Source organism: Nostoc sp., from assembly GCF_036919595.1.
In the GTDB taxonomy this organism is placed as follows: Bacteria; Cyanobacteriota; Cyanobacteriia; order Cyanobacteriales; family Nostocaceae; genus Nostoc.
In genome coordinates, this window is sequence record NZ_JBALCO010000089.1 from 13,372 (window position 1) to 34,548 (window position 21,177).

Genomic DNA, 21,177 nt, shown 5'->3' on the forward strand with positions numbered 1-21,177 from the left:
CTACTTTGATGATTACAACTTCATCACCCGGTAGCAAACATAGCTCGTTCTCATGAAACAAATGCTTGCGGAAAAATAGTCAGAATAAGGTTGCCCAAGGGATGATGTTGTGAAAGAAAACCGAACTGTATTTTCCCCATTCCCCTTTCAAAAAATTAAGGATTAATTTCTTCACAAAACCATTCTTGATTTTCATCGCAATGATAAAACTTTCTATTTTGTGGTTCGCCCTGCAATTCTAAGTGGTCTACCTGCACTGGGTCGAGTAGCAGTAGGCAAAAATTAGGCAATGGTTGCACGGGGTCGGGTGCTGGTGGTGCAAAAGCTTCTGGGGTTTCAACTCTGGGTTTACCAGGATGTGGCCAAGCAAACTGTAAACGTGCAGCATCACTCAGTTCTTGCCAAATGGAAATGCGGGCTGGTTGTAAATTCTGGTGAGAATCATCATTTCCTACCAGAGTTAAACAGCCAGTAATACGGAATTGTTCTCGTGTACTGGGGAAGTACCAACAAACTTCTGCCCAAGGTTCTTGCTGTATCTGGTCGGCTTTAGCGCTACGGCTATCGATGATAAATTTTAGCTGGTTTGTATCTTCCAGAAAGTTGCGAAAGACTAGGGTACGATTAGCGGGGCGACCGTTCGGCTGCACCGTTGCTAGTTGCAGGTAACGGGCATAAACAAGGCTGCGGTTGCGATCAAGTGCATCAGCGATCGCGCTTCGCCAAGGAGCAAGAGTCATTATCAAATTCCGTACCTAAGTATTGAGTATACTACTGTTAACAAAACACAAAATCTCTAATTATATATAAATGGTTACAATTCCGGTAATAGATTTAACTGCCTTTACCAATGGCGATACAATAACTCGGCAAACTGTTATCAAACAAATCTATCAAGCTTGCCATGAAATTGGCTTCATGTATTTACAGAATTCAGGAATATCAAAAGACCTAATCAGGCAAGTCTTCACTCACAACAAATATTTCTTCAATTTACCTTTAGAAGTTAAGCAAAAGCAAGCTTGGAGTGATGAGTTTAGTAACACGGGTTATGTTGGTCTTGAAAGAGAACGTCTTGACCCCAACAAACCAGGCGACTTGAAAGAGGCGTTTAATGTAAACAAACAAGCGGCTGTAGACATAGATGTTTCTATTGTCGCCTTTTATGATATTTGCACAGAACTTGCAAACACAGTATTGCAAGCATTTGCTTTAGCGTTGGAATTGCCAGAAGATTTTTTAATCATAAGACACAATCAACAAAATCATACGTTGCGATCGCTGCACTATCCCCCATTGCAAACACCACCCAAAACCGGACAGGTGCGTGCTGGTGAGCATTCCGATTATGGCAGTATTACCTTACTTTTCCAAGATGACGTTGGGGGGTTGGAGGTACAGACAGCATCTGGAGAGTGGATTGCTGCACTGACAATTCCTGATACTGTAATAATCAATACTGGCGATTTAATCCAACGGTGGACAAATCATCTGTTTTGCTCAACCAAGCATCGAGTAATGATTCCCAGTGATAACAGGGTGAATCAGTCCCGGTATTCCATCGCTTTTTTCTGTCATCCTAATAATGATACAGAAATTGCTTGTTTGGAGAGTTGCCAAAAAGAACAATCGCCTATTTATCCCCCTATCCTTGCAAAAGAATATCTTTTACAACGTTTACAAGCTACATATTAGATGAAAACTTACGATTGGATTGTGGTTGGTGGTGGAATTGCGGGTGCTGCACTCGCTTACGAATTAGTCAAAAGAGGTTTTGCTGTACTTTTATTGGAGCAATACCAAACACCACAGAATGCAACTCGCTATAGTTATGGTGGGCTTGCTTATTGGTCGGGGAATACGCCACTAACTCGGCAATTGTGCGAAGATGCGATCGCACGTTACCATATCCTATCTCAAGAGTTAGACGCTGATATCGAATTTCGGGAATTAGATTTATTACTAACTATTTTAGCTGCTAATGACCCAGAAGCTACTGCTGCATCATATAATCATTTTGCTATTCCACCTTGTTTACTAAGTGTCCAAGAAGCTTGTGACTTGGAACCACTGCTAAATCGAGAGGTGATATCTGGTGCTTTAACTGTCAAACACGGTCATATTCACCCAGAAAAAACAGTGCAAGCTTACATCCAAGCCTTTCTGCGGGCTGGGGGTGAAATGCAGATTACGCAAGTATTGCGAGTACTGCAAGATGGTGTAAAAACAACTATTGCAACTTTCCACAGTACTAAGGTTGTCATTTGTGCGGGTGGACTCAGCCGCCAGATGCTAAAATCTGCCGGTATTCCCATCAAGCTGTATTTTACTCACGCAGAAATAATTGAAACCCTACCCATTGATGTACAGTTACGCACCTTAGTTATGCCAGCTAATCTGCAACGATTTCAACTAGAAGCTGAATCTACTCAAGTTGATGAATTGTGGAATCAACCCGGTAATGAGCCAGTACCGCCAATTTTAGATGCAAGTGCGATTCAGATGCAAGATGGTAGCTTCCGCATTGGTCAAATTAGCCGCGTTCTCACAGATCCTCTTGCCTTGGTAGACTCAGACGCGAGTGAAAAGTGGCTGCGAAAAAGTGTCGGTGAAGTTTTGCCAGTTTTGGAGAATTTACCAGGAACTTGGCATCATTGCTTGGTGGCATTTAGTAGCGATCGCTTGCCCTTGATTGGTACTATCCCAGGATTCGAGAGCGTTCATCTATTCTCTGGATTTAGCAATCCTTTGGTGATTGTACCACCTTTGGCGAAACGCTTTGCTAACTTTGCTTCTGGCAAGGAAGATGAAATTATTACCCAGCTATCTCTTCACAGCTAACAATAATTTCATAATATTAAGCTTAACAAAGATTAATATGACAAATTCATTTTTGTAATAAAAAATAAATTTTTTGTATAACAAATAACTTTTTTCTAGTAAAATATCGCACTATTATCACACTTTAAAGGTTTGATATTGTCATTTTTCTATTAAGTTAGTTGATTCATCAAAAGGAAAATTCATAAAGATTGTGTTTTTACAGTGGAAGCCTGCGGGAATTTTTCCGCAGAAGGGACGTACTGTTGATGTTTAAACCGCAGAGGCGCAAAGGACGCAGAGAATGAGAAGGAAGGGAGGAGGATTATTAATTGAGGTGGGGGTGGTGGTTGCGATCGCACTCTTGCTTATAATTATCATGCCAGTGGTACTTTCGGAGTTTCGTCTGAATTTGTTGGGGCGATTTTTATCGCTGGCGATTGTGGCTTTGGGTATCGATTTGATTTGGGGTTATACTGGTTTACTAAGTTTGGGACATGGTATTTTCTTCGGTTTGGGTGGATATGCGATCGCAATGTACCTTGCCTTTTCGATTGAAATGGTGATTTGGGTGGCTGTAGGGGGACGCGCTACTTTAATTGGGGCGATTGTTGGAACTTTGTTAGTCAATTATGCCCGCACTTTTTTAAGTGAACAATTTGCTGAAATCTGGCTATTTTTCCAAGGCGCACTATTTTTGATAGTTGTCACAGTACTTCCTGACGGCATAGTGGGATGGTTACGTAGTCAGAATATCCTTTTTTTCAACCGTCATCAACAAATTGCTACATATCCCACCTTGGAAGAAGATGCCGAAGTGCAACATGAACGCGAAAATATTGGAAACTGAAAACGTAACTGTTAGTTTTGACGGTTTTAAGGCTTTAAATCAGCTAAACTTTAGCATGGATGTGAGTTAATTACGGGTAGTAATTGGCCCTAATGGTGCAGGAAAGACAACATTTCTGGATGTGATTACGGGGAAAGTGCAACCAACCGTTGGGCGAGTTTTATTCAAAGGTAAAAACCTATTCGTTATGTGATGCTATAAGTTTTGTGTTGATGCGTAGGCAAGGAATTATGGAGGCATTAACAACTGATAAACACTTTGAGCAAGAAGGTTTTACTCGTTTGTTGCGGTCAGTAGGCTAACATTGCTCTGCTGCTCTTACCTGTAAGCCTATTACGCATCCCAAACTTGAGGTAATTGACCTGGCAAACTTTGGTTTTAAACTTGTAAATTAAGTTTTTGAACTCGAAAACTTAGTTTTGAACTCGAAAACTTAGTTTTGAACTCGAAAACTTAGTTTTGAACTTGAAAACTTAGTTTTGAACTTGAAAACTTAGTTTTGAACTCGAAAACTTAGTTTTGAACTTGAAAACTTAGTTTTGAATTCGGAAATTAGCTTCAAAACTTCTAAACCTGTTTTTTTGAACAAATTTCAGCAAATATACCCGCATTCCTCTTGTTTGCTCATGTATATGCCATATTTTGATCTGATTTGTCACGAAAAACACAATCAAAGCACCTAACCCAACGGTAGTTAAAATCTAAGGAAGCCTAAGTTCATCCTGTCTCCTCTCCCCTTTCCTATGCTAAAAATTTCTAACCTTAACCAACATTTGCACTTTGTCCGTCAGGCTGATTACTATTACGCTATGCAAAAAGGTGGTATTGTCGCCTCCGGTTCCACCACCGAACTCAGCCAAGATGTGATTCAACGCTTTTTAGCGGTTTAGTTTTTGATATTTCTATATCAATTGTGTCAGCAGCAATCAAGTCTGCTGCTTCTTCTAAAAGTTCATTTTGTTCTTTTTGAATTGTTTCTAAGCGACTAGAAATTTCTGCCAATCGTTGTTGTTTATTTTGTTGAAAACTTTCAGGTAGTAAAGCTGGCAGATTCTCAATTGTTTTAGTAGCTGTGATTCGTTGAACACCAAAGCTGCCAACTTTAACTAAGGAGAAAAAACTAACTTTAATAAAAGCCTGAATTAATTTTATCGGTACTTTGAGTATTGACCAACTAGCTGTTTCAATTAAGCGGACAATTGCTTTGATGATGCTCCAAACTAGAGCAAGTGCAAACAGCAGAATTACTACACTAATAATTGGGTGATTAGTCGCCCAATTTAGTATTTGAACTAACCTAAAAAATATCGGGTGTTGTGTCAGCCAATCACTTGCAGAAGATGCGATCGCATCTTTAACTGCTCCCGATGTTGTACTCTTAAATTTATCAGCAGTTTGCCAACTTTGTTCTAAGCTTGTCGTAACTGTATTAATTGCTCTATCAGTTGTTGTAGTGGCTGTTGCCTTCAAAGACTCCCCAAATTGTTGTGCTGAGTTATTTAGAGAGTTAACATTTTCACCTACAAAATCTCTTACATTTTGTAAGCCTTGTAAAACTCCATTAGGCAAATGTATGTCTATTTGAGATGCCATAAAACATTTTACCGAGGTTGAAATCTAACCCGTAACCCATCTTTAGGGCGATTAGTGGAAATCCTAACTGCCTCTAAATTTTGATTGGCTAATATCTCCCAATGATAACTACGTAGAAGATGAGCAGCAACAATCTTCATTTCCATTTTGGCAAAGGCTATACCAATACAGATGCGTAACCCACCACCGAAACCAACTAAACTAAAAGGATACTTTTTGTGTTCTTGGCGTTGGGGACTGAAACGATCTGGATCAAAACGCTCTGGTTCAAGGTAGATTTCCTTTAGGCTATGAGTTATTACAATTGAATAAAGCAACTGCCAACCAGCAGGAACGTGATAACCTTTAAACAGCTTCCAGGAAGAATTTGATTACTTTTTATATGTTAACTTTATGTTGCTCCAACAATGGACAAGGCGCTGCTTTGTCTACGCTCTAACTCGAAGCACTAGTATAAAACCGCAACGCAAACCGCCAAAACCAAGTGGAAAACAAAAACAGCACTACTGCTAATATTACCGCACCTATCAACCAGCTAATTTCACTCCTACCCAACAGCGCTTGGGCTGGTACAGTAGTTAAAAAAGCCACTGGCATCACGAAGGTGAAGAAAAAACGGTAAGCAGTGGGATATGCGGCGATGGGATATCGTCCAGCATCCAACAAACCACGCAATACTTCGGTAACGTTGTATACTTTGACGAACCAAATACTCGTCGCTCCCAGCATAAACCACAGGCTGTACAGAATCACCAAGCTGAACAAGAACGGCAGCACGCCAAGTAGATAGTCGTCTATTCTTACACCGAGACGTTTACCTGCGTAGCCAATAATAATACTACCAAAAACTAGATCCGGGAGTCCCCAAGGTGAAAGGGTATGGGTGGAAAGCCAAAATTGACTGCGGATAGGTTTTAATAATATAAAGTCTAAAGTGCCTTGCTGTACATGAAGGACAATGCGATTCAAATTCGATGCCAGAAAAGTAGCAGAAAATCCTTGTAGTAAGGTAAAAATTCCCAGAACTACTAAAGCTGCTTCCCATGACCAACCACTAAAAGTGTAGCCAGTGCGGTAAAACAAGAATAGTCCAAAGAGACTGCCGACAAGATTTCCCAAGCTGCTGATGGTAGCTATGAAAAAGTTAATCCGATACTCTAATTCTGATGCGATCGCAGCAGTCCAAAATAGTCTTAATACTTTCAAATATCTTTGCATTTTGCACTTCTAACATAAAATATGCTATCTGTAATTACATTTCCCAAGATTACACAATAACTTTACGTAAATTTAATATTACTTTTTATTCAGGAAAATTGCTAAACGTTAAGATGTGGTGGATCTATTGTTGAAAGGTAAGAAATTCTATGCATCTAGATTTACCACAACTGGTTAAATCAATTGGCTATTTTGGGGTATGGGCGATTGTTTTTGCTGAATCTGGCTTGTTAATTGGTTTTTTTCTGCCTGGAGATAGTTTATTGTTCACTGCTGGATTTGTCGCATCTCAGAATTTACTGAACATTTGGGTTCTGATTTTTGGTGCTTTTATTTGTGCAGTCTTTGGTGACAATGTTGGCTATTTTACTGGGCATAAATTCGGCAGAAAACTATTTTCAAAAGAAGATTCATGGTTGTTTCATAAAAAACATCTTGTTAAAACCCAAAACTTTTATGAACAGCATGGAAAAAAAACGATTGTTTTAGCACGTTTTTTACCCATTGTACGGACTTTCGCGCCGATTGTGGCTGGGATTGGTGCGATGCATTATCGCACATTTATGTCTTACAACTTAGTCGGTGGCTTTCTTTGGACATTCGGCATCACCATTTTAGGGTTTTTCTTAGGAAAATCTCTGCCAGCTGAACAGGTAGATAAGTATTTGTTACCGATTATTGGATTAATTATAGTTATTTCTCTAGTGCCATCGATTATTCATGTAATACAAGAAAATAAAGCAAACAAAAGTTGAAATATTTTTCGTAGCTTCTTAGTAAATGTTTTCTTGTAGAGACTAAGTATATTTATTTACTGAAGCCACAAATATCAGAGCTTGATAAAATACCCTGATGACCGATAAAGAAAAAATACAGAGCAACTAAATTTACTTATGGGAATTTTGAATTTTGAATTCTTACCCACTAATAAGTTTTCAGTGCATTCAAGATTAGTCGTAGGGATACTCCTCATCACACTACTTTGACGTTGAGGCTGGGGACTCCCGCGATCCGTTGAAAGGCTAGTTAAATTTTAAAAAATTGTTTAGCCTAGTAATATACCACAAAACTTTTTTGCAAGAGGTCTAATGAATCATTCTTACAAGAAAAACGTTGTCATTATGGGAGGAGGCCCGGCGGGATTAGGTACAGCTTTAATGTTAGCGAAAAGAGGTTGGAAAGATATTACAGTTCTTGAAAAAAGACCATCAGCAGATTATTACGAACCAGATAAATCCTTCAGTTATCAAATTGATGGTAGAGGGCAAAAATTAACTGATTTGTTAGAACTAACTGCCAAACTAGCTGATTTGAGTGTCGCTAATACTGAATTTTATTTGACTCTCATTCAAAAAGATGGCACACGCAAAACAACGAAACTACCCATTACTGATTCTAAACGCAAGACTGCCTATTGGCTGCCAAGAGCATCTTTTGTGGAGTTACTTTACCAAGAAATTCATCAGTATTGGCAAGATTCGATTCAAGTATTATTTAATACTGAAGGTGTAGAAATTAAACAACATGTAGAGCATTTAGAAATTATTACCCAATCTCAAGATCAGGAAAAATTGAGCTTTATTCCTACTCTGATAGTAGGTTGTGATGGCTTAAACTCTATTGTGCGTGAAACTCTTTATCAAATGGAAGGTGAATCACATTCCTTTGAAATGCAAAAATTTCCTTCTCCTAGTTCCGGTTTAAAATACAAAATTATCACTTTACCTCCTCAATTTCCCTTATCAGAATTAGAAGGAGATTTAGCACAAACTACAATGGCTTACGCCATTAGGTCTACTTTTAAAGGGCGTAAAAAAGCAATTTCTCTAGGGTTATTACCCTTTAAAAATCCTCATCAACCTAGAACTGCAAATATTATTACCTACCCAGAACATCAAATCTGGCAATTAGAAACCAAAGAAGAAGTTAAACAATTCCTGAAAGAAGCATTTCCTCAGCTTCCCCTAGAAAAGATTATTTTTCCTGAAGAAATAGCTAGATTTACATCTAGTGATGGGGGTAAATTTCCTATTCCTCAATATTGTTCAGGGTTGTATCAAATTTGGGGAAAACCTGAAGATAATCAAGGAACAGCGGTAATTTTATTGGGAGATGCAACTCATTGTTTTCCTCCCGACATTGGACAAGGCGTTAATTCAGCCTTAGAAGATATCTATCAAATTCATGGAATTTTGGCAGCAACTGAAGATAATCTCTCTCAAGCACTTCCTCGCTATCAAAGCTTACGTCAACCAGATATTAAAGCCTTAATCCGTTTAGCACAAATTAGTTATCCTTGGCAATATAATCAAGACCTTATACAGAAGCGATTATGCAATCTTAACTTCTTTCTACGCTTACTTTTGAATCGTTTATTACCTTTTTTATTTAATCCTCATTCCTTTTTACTAATTCAGAATCATGAACTATCTTACTCAGAAATTCTCGCTAAAAGTAATAGAACTACTCAAGTTTTAACTATTTTAGGAGGATTAGCAATATTGACTTTAATCGTGAGTTTGATGACTTAGAAATAAAAACCTTTGGGTTCTAAAGTGAGTTGCAGTGGGTACGATATTTATTAGTTTTTGAATTGGTGCTGTGGATTGTTAACTACGCCATAAATGTTTATCAATCACCACAACTGTTTCGCTCTTAAGTAAAATCAAACTCTGACGTTAGCTAGGGATTAATCGCAGAATTAGCCATTTTTACCAAAGAAGTGCGATCGCCTGCTTTCAACCCAACAATATATTGCACACCTTGTTGCCGCCAAGTCAAGGTAGCATCTGAGCAACCAGCACCACAAGTAAAATCTACAAAATAGCCAGTGATGCCCTTAACTAAGGATACAGGTTTACCACTAAAGCGGGGTGTTTTGCGGGTTATGGCTTCAGCAGAAACAACGCCCAAACGACATGCAGAGGCACCATTACAGTCTGGAGTGAAACCCAGTAAAATATCATACTTTTTTTGCGTAGCAGCTTCTATAATTGCATAAATTGGATTTTCCCTATCTGACTCAGGAATAAACTTCGGCAATAAAATCTTAATTTGAGTCTTTTGCTTTAATTTGGGCAGAATAGATTTAAAAACTGGGTGTAGCTGGGTTTTGCTCTGCTGTGCTATCAGTTGGGACTGGTTGTTTATAGTTGCTATGGCAGATTTGTGAAAGCTGCTAACACTGACCAATAAAAATACGGCACACACAGCACTGGTATTTCTAAAGCTTAAAATCATCTTTTAAAACCTATATCATCTAAAGTACTTATTTGTAATACCCATTTTGAGTATCAAATTACGTATTAAAGAGCGCTTGGAGTCAGTTAAACTGAAGAAGAAATTGCTTAATAAGTTTTAATAATTCTGTTATGAGTACTGATTCATCTGTTAATTCCCCCGATAAATCTGAATCCACATTCGGGAAGCGTTTGAGAAACTTCTTGATTGTAATGGTAGCGATCGCTCTGGGCGTTGCCCTGATATTAGGATTGCGAACTGAAACAACCTCGGTTTCCCTTGCCAAGTTAAGTGATTCGTCCACACCGCTAGAAGTAGCAATCAGCAACGGCAAACCATCTTTAGTAGAGTTTTATGCAGATTGGTGTACTGTCTGTCAAAAAATGGCACCAGATATCGCTCAACTAGAAACAGAGTATGCTGACAAGATGAATTTTGTCATGCTGAATGTGGATAACACGAAGTGGCTACCAGAGATGTTGAAATATCGGGTGGATGGGATTCCCCATTTTGTATTTTTGAGTCAGCAAGGGGAAACCATAGCCCAAGCGATCGGTGATCAACCCCGGACGATTATGGCTAGCAACTTAGAAGCTTTGGTTACTAGTTCGTCTCTCCCCTATGCTGAAGCTAGCGGGAAAGTTTCCAAATTTTCAGCCCCAGTAGCACCAACGGCTAGTCAAGATGATCCCCGCAGTCATGGCAGCCAGGTGGTAAATTAGCAAAAACAACAGGATCTTGAAGTTTGGGCGATAAAAAGGAAATCCAAAGCAGGCAAACTTCCTTAATGCGATCGCCCCAAAACTTCACTTTTAATGTCTGTAAAATAATTTTCTCTCTTTGGAGCAATTTCCAGTAAGACATTAAGCTCAAGTTAGTCTTTATACGACTCCAAAATACCACTGCGAATCATTAGTTGTGGCCAAAACAATACAAAAAATCCCATCCACGTCACTATAGGAATAGAGACGAGAACTGTTAGCCAGATAGTTTTAAATAGTAACCAGCTACCACCAATCAGTGTTACACCTGTGAGAACTATAGACCAGGGTTGACACCACCAAGGTTTGTAATTCCAGGGACTTACGGGCTTTTGTTCAGACATTGGTTTTATTTAATAAAACTCCAAATTTTCCTTTTACAATTTTTAGGATAAATGCAGATAAATTCAATGGTATTACTATAGCGCTTATCGTTTGTATGCAATACACTTTTATCTCACTCCTTTTAGGAGTGAGGCTTTGAATCTTACCCCCTAACGCTACAAGGGTTGAGGGAAGAGGTGTAAATCCTGTCCTTATCCCAAGCGTATTGTGATCTGAGGGTGACGGGTTTGCCAGATATACATCAATTCTCAAGTATCTCCAAAAACTGCACCTCACTTAACTGCGTAATTCCCAAAGATAGCGCTTTTTCTAATTTAGAACCTGCATCTTCTCCTACCACCAAATAATCTGTTTTTTTACTTACTGAATCAGTCACTTTTCCACCAGCTTTTTGAATCAAAGCCCTTGCATCATCTCGCTTTAAGGTTGGTAATGTACCCGTAATTACAAAAGTTTTACCTGTAAAGTTTTGATTACCATCAACAACTGTTTTTGTTGACTCTGTGGCAGTTAATTGCAATCCTTCTGCTTGCAAGCGTTCTATCAACCTTTGGTTGGCGTCAATCCGAAACCACTGGTACACAGATTGGGCAATTTCAGCACCGATACCGTAAATTCCTTCAATATCTGATTGCTTTGCTGTGGCTAACTGGTCTACAGTGAAATATTTCTGAGTCAACAATTGGGCATTTACACTGCCAACGTGACGGATGCCTAAACCATACAATACCCTTGACCAAGGTTGGTTTTTCGATTGAGCGATCGCATATACCAACTTTTCTGCTGACTTTTGCCCCATCCTTTCCAATGCAGATAATTTCTCTGCTGTCAACTCATATAAATCGGCGACGGAATGCACCAAACCTTTATCAACGAGTTGATATACCAACTTTTCGCCCAAGCCTTTAATATCCAAAGCATCACGACTTACCCAATGTTCAATGGAACCTTTGAGAATCGCTGCACAGGAAGCATTGACGCACCGAGTTACCGCCTCACCTGATTCTCGCACCACTGGTTGACCACAGACTGGGCAATCAGTGGGCATAATGAAGGGTTCAGTGTCAGCAGGACGGAGTTCTTTGATTACCCTCACCACTTCTGGAATGATTTCCCCAGCTTTGCGGACAATCACAGTATCGCCAATGCGGATATCTAATTGAGCAATGCGATCGCTGTTATGTAAAGTCGCGCGAGAAACTGTTGTTCCCGCCAGTTGCACAGGGCGCATCTCGGCTAACGGCGTTAACGCCCCCGTTCGTCCCACATTCACAGCAATATTTTCTACACGAGTGGGTGCTTCTTCGGCTGCGTACTTCAAAGCGATCGCCCAGCGAGGGAATTTCTGCGTAAACCCTAGCTGTTCTTGAAGTTTAAAAGAATTCAGCTTCACTACTACCCCATCAGTCATGTAGGGTAAATTTAGCCGTTCTGTATCCCAATATTCATAATATTTTGCCACTTCTGCGATCGGGGCACACAGTTTATGGTTAGGGTTGACTCGAAAACCCATCTTTTCTAATAACTCCAATGCTTCCCATTGGGTATTGGCAATACTGGCGTCATCTCTACCAGGAATGTGCAAGGTGTAGCCAAAGAAATCTAATCGCCGTTTAGCGACAATGCGCGAGTCTAGTTGCCTGAGTGTACCAGCTGCGGCATTACGGGGATTGGCAAATAATTGCTCACCTGCTTTTTGTCTTTCCTCGTTAATTTGTTTAAATACTTCCAACGGTAAAAACGCCTCGCCCCGTACTTCCACCCTTTCTAGAATTTCTAACCCTTCAAAATTCAAACGCAAGGGAATTGAGCGAATTGTCCGCACATTTTGGGTGATATCTTCACCCATCGCCCCATCACCCCTAGTTGCACCCCTAACTAGAATGCCATTTTGATAGGTAAGAGCCAAAGCAGAACCATCAATTTTAAGTTCACTGACATATTCCACCGAGTCTATTTTCGGTACTTGTCGCCGCCAACGATGATCCCAGGCTTGCAACTCATCAATATTAAATGCATTCTCCAGACTGTACAGAGGGATATTATGTCGCACCGAGGTAAACGGGGTATGCTTAAGCTCACCCACGCGCACAGTCGGACTATCGGGAGTCGCCAATTCTGGATATTGAATTTCCAGTTGTTGCAATTCTCGATATAGCTGGTCATAAATTGCATCCTCCATAATTGGAGCATCTAAAACGTAATAAGCATAGCTGGCTTGTTGCAATAACTGGCGCAGTTCTTCTGTACGTTTTACTTCCGGCTTAATCTGGGTCATTAGACTTATTACACAATACCTAGCGAATAGAATAGCCTGCTGATGCAGGCTTTGTTTGGGTAGCCACGACTTGTAGTCGTTGGGACTTAACGATCCCAGTCTTCGACTTCATATAAAAATCGAGTTTTGCCAATCAGTTTACGATTAGCAGAGGTACTTTGGACAAACACAACATACTTTTCTAGGTTACTCGGTTTAATCCGAATCGTTGCATCCATCGGTAGACCTAACATTTCTCGTGCCGCACCTCCTTCAAATAAATCACCCGTTCCCCGATCCATTAAGATAATTTCTTTTTGAGCCTGGATAGTTTCTGTTTTTGTGAATTCGTAGAAACCCCGCCCAACTTTAAAACTTAAACCATTTTCTAATACAAACGCTTTAATAGAAATCTCTTGTTCAATCTCTAAAATCTGGAAACGCCCTGGAGAAACTGCCCGTAAATCAGCCGATTCGTAATAGGATGTTGCTTCCCGCTTCATCATGGTGTTAAATATTTTATTTAACCCCCGGCTCATGCGTCCTTGATCAATTACTTCTTGTTCATAAGCTTGTAGCTGATCGTTAGAAGATTGTTGGTAGCAAACTGCTAAAAACAAATCACTAATATACGAAAACTGGTCTAAGTTGATATGAAAACCGCCAGACTTTTCTGCAAGTTCTTGATAAAAAGGACTAGCATGAGGGCGATTGAGTGCTTGAACTCCGTAAACTGTAATTTCTGCCTCAGCTAATTTATCTAACTCTTTGCGCCAATTTAGTTTTTTCGGATTGTGTGCTGGAGGGTGGGGAATATCATCGCCAATCAAAACTAATGATTTTGTTGCTGATTTTGACCAAGATAAAGATTGGGATTCATGTAATACTAACTCGTAACATTCTGGTGCATCTCCACCGCCAGTAGGTGCGACATTTTGTACAAAATCACAGATAGCATCAACATCACCGGATATATTAAATGTTTTGGTGACATAAGTTGAGCCTTCATCGCAGTAGTCACCATGAGCAATAATCCCAATCCGAATCAAGGGAATTTCGTTTATCAGTCTAGTAACGGTATTTTTGATCTTTCGCCGTACCTGGGTAAGACAAGGATACATACTCCCAGTTGTATCAAAAGTGAAAACAATCTCAATATTATTACTAGTCATTTACTCACCTAAATCACCTAAATTAATATTTAATTTTTAACTTACAAAATTACAAATGGCACGCAATCATGGTTAAAAATTTTACAGGTAAACCGCCAATTATCATTGCTCACCGAGGTGCTAGCGGCTATCGTCCAGAACACACTTTAGCTGCTTATGAATTAGCGATCGCACTTGGGGCTGACTATATTGAACCTGATTTAGTTTCCACTAAAGACGGTGTTTTAATTGCTCGTCACGAAAATGAGATTTCTGAAACCACCGACGTTGCTAGCTATGCAGAATATGCTCACCGTCAAACCACTAAAATAATTGATGGCGAATCAAAAACAGGCTGGTTTACTGAAGATTTTACCTTAGCAGAACTGAAAAGACTACGAGCCAAAGAGCGAATTCCTCAAGTGCGATCGCAAAATACCGCCTATGATGGACTCTTAGAAATTCCGACGCTGCAAGAAATCATCGATTTAGCTAAAACTAAAAGTGCCGAAATTAATCGGGCGATCGGTATTTACCCAGAAACTAAACACCCAACTTACTTTAAATCTATTGGGTTAGCCTTAGAAGCACCCCTACTTACAACTTTGACAGCCAACGGTTATCAGGGAGCCAATGCACCTGTTTTTATTCAGTCTTTTGAAGTGAGTAATTTACAAGATTTATCTACAAAGACTGATTTACCTCTGGTGCAATTGCTGAATAACAGTGGTAAACCTGATGATTTTATAGTTAGTGGCAATGAACGCACCTATGCAGATTTAGCAACTGCATCAGGTTTAAGGGAGATTGCTAAATATGCACAGGCGATTGGGGTTCATAAAAATTTGCTGGTTCCTAGAGATAGTAGTGGTAAATTGCGTAGACGCGGAGCGGTTTGTCGCCAGATATCGCCTACATCTTTAGTCACCGATGCTCATGCGGCTGGTTTGCTGGTTCATGTCTGGACTTTCCGCAATGAAGACTGCTTTTTGCCATTGGACTTTCAAGGAAATCCCCAAGGGGAATATGAACTATTTTTCAGCTTAGGTGTTGATGGCGTATTTAGCGACTACCCAGATACGGCAGGTTTTTACTCTACTGTCCAGTGGTAATTTAGTAGAGTAATAAAAAATCATGGAAAAGTCACATGCTTTTACTTAAGTGGAAATCCTGTATAACAACAATAACCTTGACCGCAATCAGTCTTACTGCATCCAAGTCGGTATTGGCGGCATCTCTATACTCAGTTACTGACTTAGGCGCTCTTACGGGACAAGCCTTCACTTATGCTACAGGCATCAATGACTCAGGTGAGGTAGTCATTAATTCTTTGACGAGTTCTTTTTTTTACAGCAACGGTTTACTTAAAAAAATTAGTCCCCTGCCTGGCGATAATCAACTTGCAGTAACTGGTATCAATAACTTGGGGCAAGTAGTTGGTAATTCGGTTGGTAGGAATAAGTTTAATCTAAATAACCCTTTCCTATACAGCAATGGCATCACCCAACCCCTCTCTATCCAATACGCTATTCCTTATGCGATTAACGATCGCACCCAAATAGTAGGGGGAGCAAGCGGACTTGGTCCTTTTTTATACAGTAATGGTACAGCAACCAGTATAGGAACTCCTGGCACTGTTGCCTACGGTTTAAATAACTTGGGACAAGTAGTAGGTCTTCTCAGTTCAAACACAGGTTTTCTGTACGAAAACGGCCAAACTACTAATTTGGGAACTTTGCCAGGTGACGCGTACAGCGTGGCAAATGATATTAATGACTCAGGACAAGTAGTAGGTAGTTCTGGACTCACTGGAATAGATGATGGTCGTGCTTTTCTGTACAGTTCCAGCACGGGACTCGAAAACCTCGGTAGGTTACGTCCTACAGATTTGTTCAGTGCTGGTTTGGGGATCAATAATTTAGGTCAAGTAGTCGGGTTTTCTGGCACTAACCATGACTTTTATGCAGCAAATGGCAATGGTTTGCGGGCTTTTCTTTATAGTGATAACACTCTGTACGACCTGAATGACCTAATTGCTCCTGGTTCAGACCCTGGCTTTACTTTGACAGCAGCATCTGCTATTAATAATAATGGACAAATTGTTGGTCGTGGTGCAGTTAATGGTGAATTACACGCGTTTCTCTTGACACCAACCTCATCTGTCTCTGTAGCTGAACCAACTTCAGGCGTTCCTATTTTGTCGTTCGGTGCTATTGTAACTTTATTTGCAGCACTCAAGCGAAAAGGTCACTCTAGCAGTGCAGCCATACAACAAACAAGTTAATGCAATAACTTCAGGTAAACAAAGTGATTACTTGAGAATATGAATTTATTTAATATCGCGTAATTCCCCTTCCTGCAAAACGCTAAGGAGAAATACGCGATGCTTGCTGCAAAATACGTTTACGCACTGGCTCTAAAACTAAAAGTGAAAAGCGATGTCTACGACGGGCTATTTAGCGTCGCACCTATGCAGATTTAGTAACTGAATCATGTTTAAAAGGTATTGCTAAGTATATACATAGGCGGTTGACATTTAGAAAAATTCACTATTTACTAGAGACAAAACTGGGAAGTTGTTCTCAATTTTCACAAACTAGTTATCACCTGAGCTAATTGATTAGATAAATCTACTACAGGCTCCTGGCATTTTTTAAATAAGACGCCAGCTAAAAAATAATAATCGCCAGAATAAAAGGCCATTTTATTTTTTCGGAGTTCTTCTATATGTTTCTTTACCTTAGGATCAGAGCTATAGTAGCCAAACTCCAGAGGTAACACCATGAACTTTTGAACACAATATCCATTTTCTTTTGCTAGGTTCAGCGTACTTATGGGATTAGAAAAGCTAGATATTAAAACCAACACATTTTCATAATCTAACGACAAAAGCTCATTGGTAACTGTGGCTCCATCTACACCCCCAAATAAGAGTGGCATATAAATATCATTATTTGGTGCGGGGAGATATGGTGGATTTGCTACAAGATACTCTGCATCAAGTTGAGAAGAATTAAACAAAGATGAATTATGGATTACGTATTTATTAGTGAGATTATATTCATCGATGGTTGAATTGGCGACTTTCCATGCAGAAGTATTTAATTCAAATCCCTGAATTAGACCATTAAACTTGTTTCTTAATAAGGAATTAATTACAGGACTACCATCTCCTGAACCAAACTCCACAATAGATTCGGAATTTTTACAATTTCTGATCACAAAGCTTTCTAAGCAGTTTGAGTAGAAATTAGATTCTTCAGGACAAAAAAAGATATCTTTCATTTGACTGCAATTCAATGTGTAAGGTATAATCAATCTAACAAGGGGTTATTTAATACCTTAATTTCAAGGCAATAAATAACCGTTTCTTTAGTAAAGAATTCTCACTAAATAAATTGGGTTGTAAGTGGATTTGCAATAGAATGGTTTAGAAAAGTGAAATTAAAAATGGCAGATTCTTTCTGGCATTTTTCATTTCTAATTTTTGATATTTCTTAGATGAGTCAGGCGGCTTGTTCTGCTTCACGTATTGATCGCAAAACAGCACCAGCCGCGCGATCGCCCATTAGTTTTTCCTGGTCATACCCAAGCACTAATTCCCATGCATCATTGGGATATCGTTCTGCCAAAGGCAAAGCCACATCATCCAACATCCAACGGCCGTGGCGTTCATCTTCTTTGATGTGCAGTTCCCAATAACCCATCGCCGCCTCTGAGAGTCCCAGTCGTTGCGCCGCTACCAGATAGTTTCTGTAAGCCGCAGGCCCAGCCACCTCAAAATAAGTCAATCCGCCACTATAACGGAGGAAATAGCGTTTGCGATCAGTGGTCAGAAAGCTATGATTAGCGCAAGCTAAAACTTCCCAAGGTACTAAATCAAAATATCCTTCTGGTTCGGTGTTCATCCCAAACTCAGCCAGCATTTGAGCAAAAAATGTCGAGTGCTTGCGAGATAAACGACCATTACCGTATTCTTCTAATAATACTCGTACCAGCGTACATTGCATTTCATTAGCAGCACCACCTAATACGTAGCAAAGACGACTACCTTCTACCAAGCCATCAAAGGAGCCGATCGCCAGTAAGTGACGATAGCCAGCTTCAGTCATTTCCTCACGAATGTAGCGACTACTCTCCGATAAAGGCGGATTTAAATCGGCAGATGCACGCTCAATCAAAGCTTGTTTTACATCTAATTTTTGCAGTGCAGCCACATCGATTTGTGCCAGTTCCCACTTTTGCCAAGCAGCTTCAATTTGGTCACGACATGAGTACAAGTAAGGCGATCGCTCATTGGTATAGTGCCGCAAATCGTCGTACCAAAACAGCTTTAGTCGATTAATTCGATAAAGTATCCGCTGGAGAAAACGGTGAGCCTGTTCATCAGAGCGATCGTTTTTATAGGCGGCGTGAATTGCTATAGAGAGCGTCTGTTCAAACTCATTAGCTCTTGCAGGTTTTAGATCCAGTTGATTGTCCAGATCCTCCATTGCTAGCAGTTCTATAAATTGCTCCTCAGCACGGTCGTACTTGGTAATTGTCCTTTCTTCTGTTTGCGTGCTCTTTTTCGCAGCCCCAGTGTTAGGAAATATAACTAAATTACTTTGCATGGAATCTTCAGTAGCTTTGCAAAAGTGAGAAATTAATTTCACCTCTAATACTTAGGTTTTCACATAACTAGCTTTCTGTACCTCTTTCCCTGGTTATAAAGAAAGATTAAGTTTAGAAGAACATTGGGAATGAGTCTTTAATACTCGCTGACGAGTCTTTGAACTCCGTTAATGAGTCTTTGATACTCGCCGACGAGTCTTTGAACTCCGTTAATGAGTTTTTAAACTCCACTCCTCTGCCCCCCTGGTTACTGAGCGCAGCGATGTACTGAGCTTGCCGAAGTGTCGAAGTATGCCCCCCTGCCTACGGCGCTTTCGTCTGTTGCTCAATCTCCTTACTTGGCGGAATCTCCTCAAGAGGAATCAGGGCTTCGATTACCGACTTCACAATTGGGGCGGCGACAGTAGAACCATAGGCACTTTCTCCTTTTGGCTCATCCACCACTGCAAACACTACATAGCGAGGAGATTCCACTGGCAAAATAGCCACGAAGCTGGTCATTCTAGCACCCTTGATGTAGCCGCCATTAGGACTAGCTTTTTGGGCTGTACCAGTTTTACCAGCAATGCGATATCCCGGAATTTGTGCCGCCTTCCCGCTGCCCTCAGTAACAACAGTTTCCATCATTTGTACAACCTTTTGGGTTGTTGCAGCTGAGAAAATTTGGCGGGGGATGGTGCGAGGGGGTGAATCATGCATCTGCCCTTTGCTATCAATCAGCCCCCGAACTACATGGGGTGTGACCAATTTACCGCCATTAGCTAAAGCACCGTGCATTTGCACTAACTGTAACGGTGTCATGGAAAAGCCTTGTCCAAAGGAAGTAGTAGCTGGTTCAATTGGCGAAGCGATAAATTCTTCTTGACTTTTGAGCCGACCGCCAACTTCAAAAGGTAAATCTGTATCAACTTTTTGTCCTAGCCCCAAGCGTTCTAGCCAGTTGTAGTAGATTGAAGGCTTTAAACGTTGGATAATTTGCACCATGCCAATGTTGCTGGAATATTGCAGAATCTGAGCGATGCTGATTCGCCCATTAGCATTATTCATCGCATTTTTGATAGTGTAATTAGCTACTCGAATAGAACCGGAGTCATTAAACATATCATCTGGTTTGATGACGCCATTTTCCAAAGCGATCGCCACATTCAAAGGCTTGAAAGTCGATCCCGGTTCATAAAGATCCGCCACCGTCCAGTTTTTAAATAGCGAGATATTAGCTTTAGAGTATTCATTAGGGTTATAGTTAGGCTGAGAAACGAGGGCCAGTAAGGAACCATCCAACGCATCCATCACAATTACCGCTCCCCGTTTGGCGTTAAACTTCTCCATCTGTTGTTTGAGCGCAACGCGAGCAATTCGTTGTAGACGGGTATCGATAGTGAGTTGCAGTTGCAAATCATCAAAATGTAGAAAACCTTCGGGCGCATGATCCGGCATCAAGTCCCCATTACCCGACCGACTGAGCTGCACCGTTTGCACAGGACGTTCTAGCAACTTCTCTTGAGAGTATTCCACACCTGCTTGACCACGACGGTCAAGATTCACATAGCCCACTACATCAGCAACCAAATCATCTGCCGGGTAATATCGGGAGTATTTTTGAATCCACTCCAAGCCATTTAAGCGCAAAGAGATGACGCGATCAATCATTTCTTCCGGTAAGTCTGGGGCAAGTATAATTCCGCTTCTTTTGCTTTGGAAAGTTTTCACTAATTCAGCAGTATCCTTTGCCAATATTGGGGCAAGTCGCTCTGCCATATCTTCATTAGACTTATCAAATAGCTTGGGATGAGCGTATAAAGTATATACAGGACGGTCAATCGCCAACAAATTACTATTGCGATCGACTACCGGGCGACGGGGCATAAAAGGTCGCAAATTCACCATTTGCTGATTTCGCGCCTGTTCCGTTAACTTTGGCCCTCGGACAATTTGCAGGTTATACAAGTTGACACCTAACCCTAACCCTGCTGCCATTAGTGCGCCCCAGACTATAAACAGTCGAGACTTGGTATTGGATGTTTGGTCTTGGATATTAGAGGCAAGTGTCCCTAACAACCCTCGTTTAGAACCCTTCTGTCGCCTTGTGAATGCCGGATTCCGGAACTTTCTGAATTTTATTTTGTTTGGTGATTTTTGCATTGCCCTACTCAGTAGCAAATTGCTTTTCGGAATTAAGAGTCAAGGGTTAAAGTTAGTTACCCTCAACTTTGAGCTTTGACTCCTAACAAGTGGCAATTTTAGATTTTGAAATTTTGGTGAAGCAGCGCGGTCTTCTCCCTCGGCGCTAGCCTCTCCCAATGTGATTCGGGGAGACGCGCAAGGGAC

The 21,177-nt window shown here is 40.5% G+C and carries 19 protein-coding genes and 2 pseudogenes; 10 read left to right on the forward strand and 11 right to left on the reverse strand.

Annotated elements, in window-relative coordinates; all coding sequences use genetic code 11:
* Nucleotides 1-155 precede the first annotated feature (155 nt).
* Complete coding sequence (locus tag V7K21_RS12860; RefSeq protein ID WP_335174758.1) at nucleotides 156-740, reverse strand: Npun_F5749 family FMN-dependent PPOX-type flavoprotein; 585 nt, start codon at nucleotides 738-740, stop codon at nucleotides 156-158.
* A gap of 70 nt (nucleotides 741-810) precedes the next feature.
* Between V7K21_RS12860 and V7K21_RS12865 the strand changes: the two genes are divergently transcribed.
* The 5 genes and pseudogenes from V7K21_RS12865 to V7K21_RS12885 form a co-directional block, all read left to right on the forward strand.
* Nucleotides 811-1,695, forward strand: coding sequence for an isopenicillin N synthase family dioxygenase (locus V7K21_RS12865; protein WP_335174760.1), 885 nt, complete (start codon nucleotides 811-813; stop codon nucleotides 1,693-1,695).
* Nucleotides 1,696-2,841 (forward strand): NAD(P)/FAD-dependent oxidoreductase, encoded by a 1,146-nt coding sequence (locus V7K21_RS12870; protein ID WP_335174762.1) that lies wholly within the window; start codon nucleotides 1,696-1,698, stop codon nucleotides 2,839-2,841. It abuts the gene before it with no gap.
* A gap of 283 nt (nucleotides 2,842-3,124) precedes the next feature.
* Complete coding sequence (locus V7K21_RS12875; protein ID WP_335174764.1) at nucleotides 3,125-3,670, forward strand: ABC transporter permease subunit; 546 nt, start codon at nucleotides 3,125-3,127, stop codon at nucleotides 3,668-3,670.
* A pseudogene (locus V7K21_RS12880) lies at nucleotides 3,645-3,851 on the forward strand (ATP-binding cassette domain-containing protein); the annotation flags it as partial. The gene V7K21_RS12875 and the pseudogene V7K21_RS12880, both read left to right, overlap by 26 nt.
* 580 nt (nucleotides 3,852-4,431) lie before the next feature.
* Nucleotides 4,432-4,560: pseudogene (locus tag V7K21_RS12885) on the forward strand (ABC transporter ATP-binding protein); the annotation flags it as partial.
* Here V7K21_RS12885 and V7K21_RS12890 read toward each other — a convergent pair.
* The 3 genes from V7K21_RS12890 to V7K21_RS12900 all read right to left on the reverse strand — a co-directional run bounded on the left by V7K21_RS12890 (nucleotide 4,523) and on the right by V7K21_RS12900 (nucleotide 6,481).
* Complete coding sequence (locus V7K21_RS12890) at nucleotides 4,523-5,263, reverse strand: hypothetical protein (protein ID WP_335174766.1); 741 nt, start codon at nucleotides 5,261-5,263, stop codon at nucleotides 4,523-4,525. The pseudogene V7K21_RS12885 and the gene V7K21_RS12890 overlap by 38 nt on opposite strands.
* An 8-nt stretch (nucleotides 5,264-5,271) precedes the next feature.
* Nucleotides 5,272-5,616, reverse strand: coding sequence for a cytochrome P450 (locus tag V7K21_RS12895; protein ID WP_335174804.1), 345 nt, complete (start codon nucleotides 5,614-5,616; stop codon nucleotides 5,272-5,274).
* A gap of 82 nt (nucleotides 5,617-5,698) precedes the next feature.
* The gene (locus V7K21_RS12900) at nucleotides 5,699-6,481 is read right to left on the reverse strand and encodes an ABC transporter permease (protein WP_335174768.1); all 783 of its coding nucleotides are present in this window, start codon (nucleotides 6,479-6,481) and stop codon (nucleotides 5,699-5,701) included.
* Between the two features lie 149 nt (nucleotides 6,482-6,630).
* Between V7K21_RS12900 and V7K21_RS12905 the strand changes: the two genes are divergently transcribed.
* Nucleotides 6,631-7,236 carry a DedA family protein gene (locus V7K21_RS12905; protein WP_335174769.1) on the forward strand — a complete coding sequence of 202 codons (606 nt, stop codon included), beginning with the start codon at nucleotides 6,631-6,633 and terminating at the stop codon, nucleotides 7,234-7,236.
* A 333-nt stretch (nucleotides 7,237-7,569) separates the two neighbouring features.
* On the forward strand, nucleotides 7,570-9,012 hold the full coding sequence (locus tag V7K21_RS12910; RefSeq protein ID WP_335174770.1) for an FAD-dependent oxidoreductase: 1,443 nt from the start codon (nucleotides 7,570-7,572) through the stop codon (nucleotides 9,010-9,012).
* 151 nt (nucleotides 9,013-9,163) lie between these two features.
* On the opposite strand, the gene V7K21_RS12915 is transcribed toward V7K21_RS12910, so the two are convergent.
* Nucleotides 9,164-9,721 carry a hypothetical protein gene (locus tag V7K21_RS12915; RefSeq protein ID WP_335174771.1) on the reverse strand — a complete coding sequence of 186 codons (558 nt, stop codon included), beginning with the start codon at nucleotides 9,719-9,721 and terminating at the stop codon, nucleotides 9,164-9,166.
* Nucleotides 9,722-9,852: 131 nt separating this feature from the next.
* Here V7K21_RS12915 and V7K21_RS12920 point away from each other — a divergent pair, with 131 nt between their 5' ends.
* Nucleotides 9,853-10,443, forward strand: a complete 591-nt coding sequence (locus V7K21_RS12920) for a thioredoxin family protein (RefSeq protein ID WP_335174773.1) — start codon at nucleotides 9,853-9,855, stop codon at nucleotides 10,441-10,443.
* A 152-nt stretch (nucleotides 10,444-10,595) separates the two neighbouring features.
* On the opposite strand, the gene V7K21_RS12925 is transcribed toward V7K21_RS12920, so the two are convergent.
* The 3 genes from V7K21_RS12925 to V7K21_RS12935 form a co-directional block, all read right to left on the reverse strand.
* Complete coding sequence (locus V7K21_RS12925; RefSeq protein WP_335174775.1) at nucleotides 10,596-10,826, reverse strand: DUF6737 family protein; 231 nt, start codon at nucleotides 10,824-10,826, stop codon at nucleotides 10,596-10,598.
* A 242-nt stretch (nucleotides 10,827-11,068) separates the two neighbouring features.
* Nucleotides 11,069-13,105 carry an NAD-dependent DNA ligase LigA gene (gene ligA, locus V7K21_RS12930; protein ID WP_335174777.1) on the reverse strand — a complete coding sequence of 679 codons (2,037 nt, stop codon included), beginning with the start codon at nucleotides 13,103-13,105 and terminating at the stop codon, nucleotides 11,069-11,071.
* A gap of 86 nt (nucleotides 13,106-13,191) precedes the next feature.
* Nucleotides 13,192-14,256, reverse strand: coding sequence for a vWA domain-containing protein (locus tag V7K21_RS12935; protein ID WP_335174779.1), 1,065 nt, complete (start codon nucleotides 14,254-14,256; stop codon nucleotides 13,192-13,194).
* A gap of 68 nt (nucleotides 14,257-14,324) precedes the next feature.
* Between V7K21_RS12935 and V7K21_RS12940 the strand changes: the two genes are divergently transcribed.
* A complete protein-coding gene (locus V7K21_RS12940; RefSeq protein ID WP_335174781.1) occupies nucleotides 14,325-15,347 on the forward strand; it encodes a glycerophosphodiester phosphodiesterase in 1,023 nt (340 codons plus the stop codon).
* A 77-nt stretch (nucleotides 15,348-15,424) separates the two neighbouring features.
* Nucleotides 15,425-16,519 carry a DUF3466 family protein gene (locus V7K21_RS12945; RefSeq protein ID WP_335174783.1) on the forward strand — a complete coding sequence of 365 codons (1,095 nt, stop codon included), beginning with the start codon at nucleotides 15,425-15,427 and terminating at the stop codon, nucleotides 16,517-16,519.
* A 305-nt stretch (nucleotides 16,520-16,824) separates the two neighbouring features.
* Here the strand turns inward: V7K21_RS12945 and V7K21_RS12950 are convergent, their stop codons facing one another.
* The 3 genes from V7K21_RS12950 to V7K21_RS12960 all read right to left on the reverse strand — a co-directional run bounded on the left by V7K21_RS12950 (nucleotide 16,825) and on the right by V7K21_RS12960 (nucleotide 20,991).
* The gene (locus V7K21_RS12950; protein ID WP_335174785.1) at nucleotides 16,825-17,520 is read right to left on the reverse strand and encodes an SAM-dependent methyltransferase; all 696 of its coding nucleotides are present in this window, start codon (nucleotides 17,518-17,520) and stop codon (nucleotides 16,825-16,827) included.
* A 221-nt stretch (nucleotides 17,521-17,741) separates the two neighbouring features.
* Complete coding sequence (locus V7K21_RS12955) at nucleotides 17,742-18,848, reverse strand: iron-containing redox enzyme family protein (protein WP_335174787.1); 1,107 nt, start codon at nucleotides 18,846-18,848, stop codon at nucleotides 17,742-17,744.
* 304 nt (nucleotides 18,849-19,152) lie between these two features.
* A complete protein-coding gene (locus tag V7K21_RS12960) occupies nucleotides 19,153-20,991 on the reverse strand; it encodes a peptidoglycan D,D-transpeptidase FtsI family protein (RefSeq protein ID WP_335174789.1) in 1,839 nt (612 codons plus the stop codon).
* Between the last annotated feature and the right edge of the window lie 186 nt (nucleotides 20,992-21,177).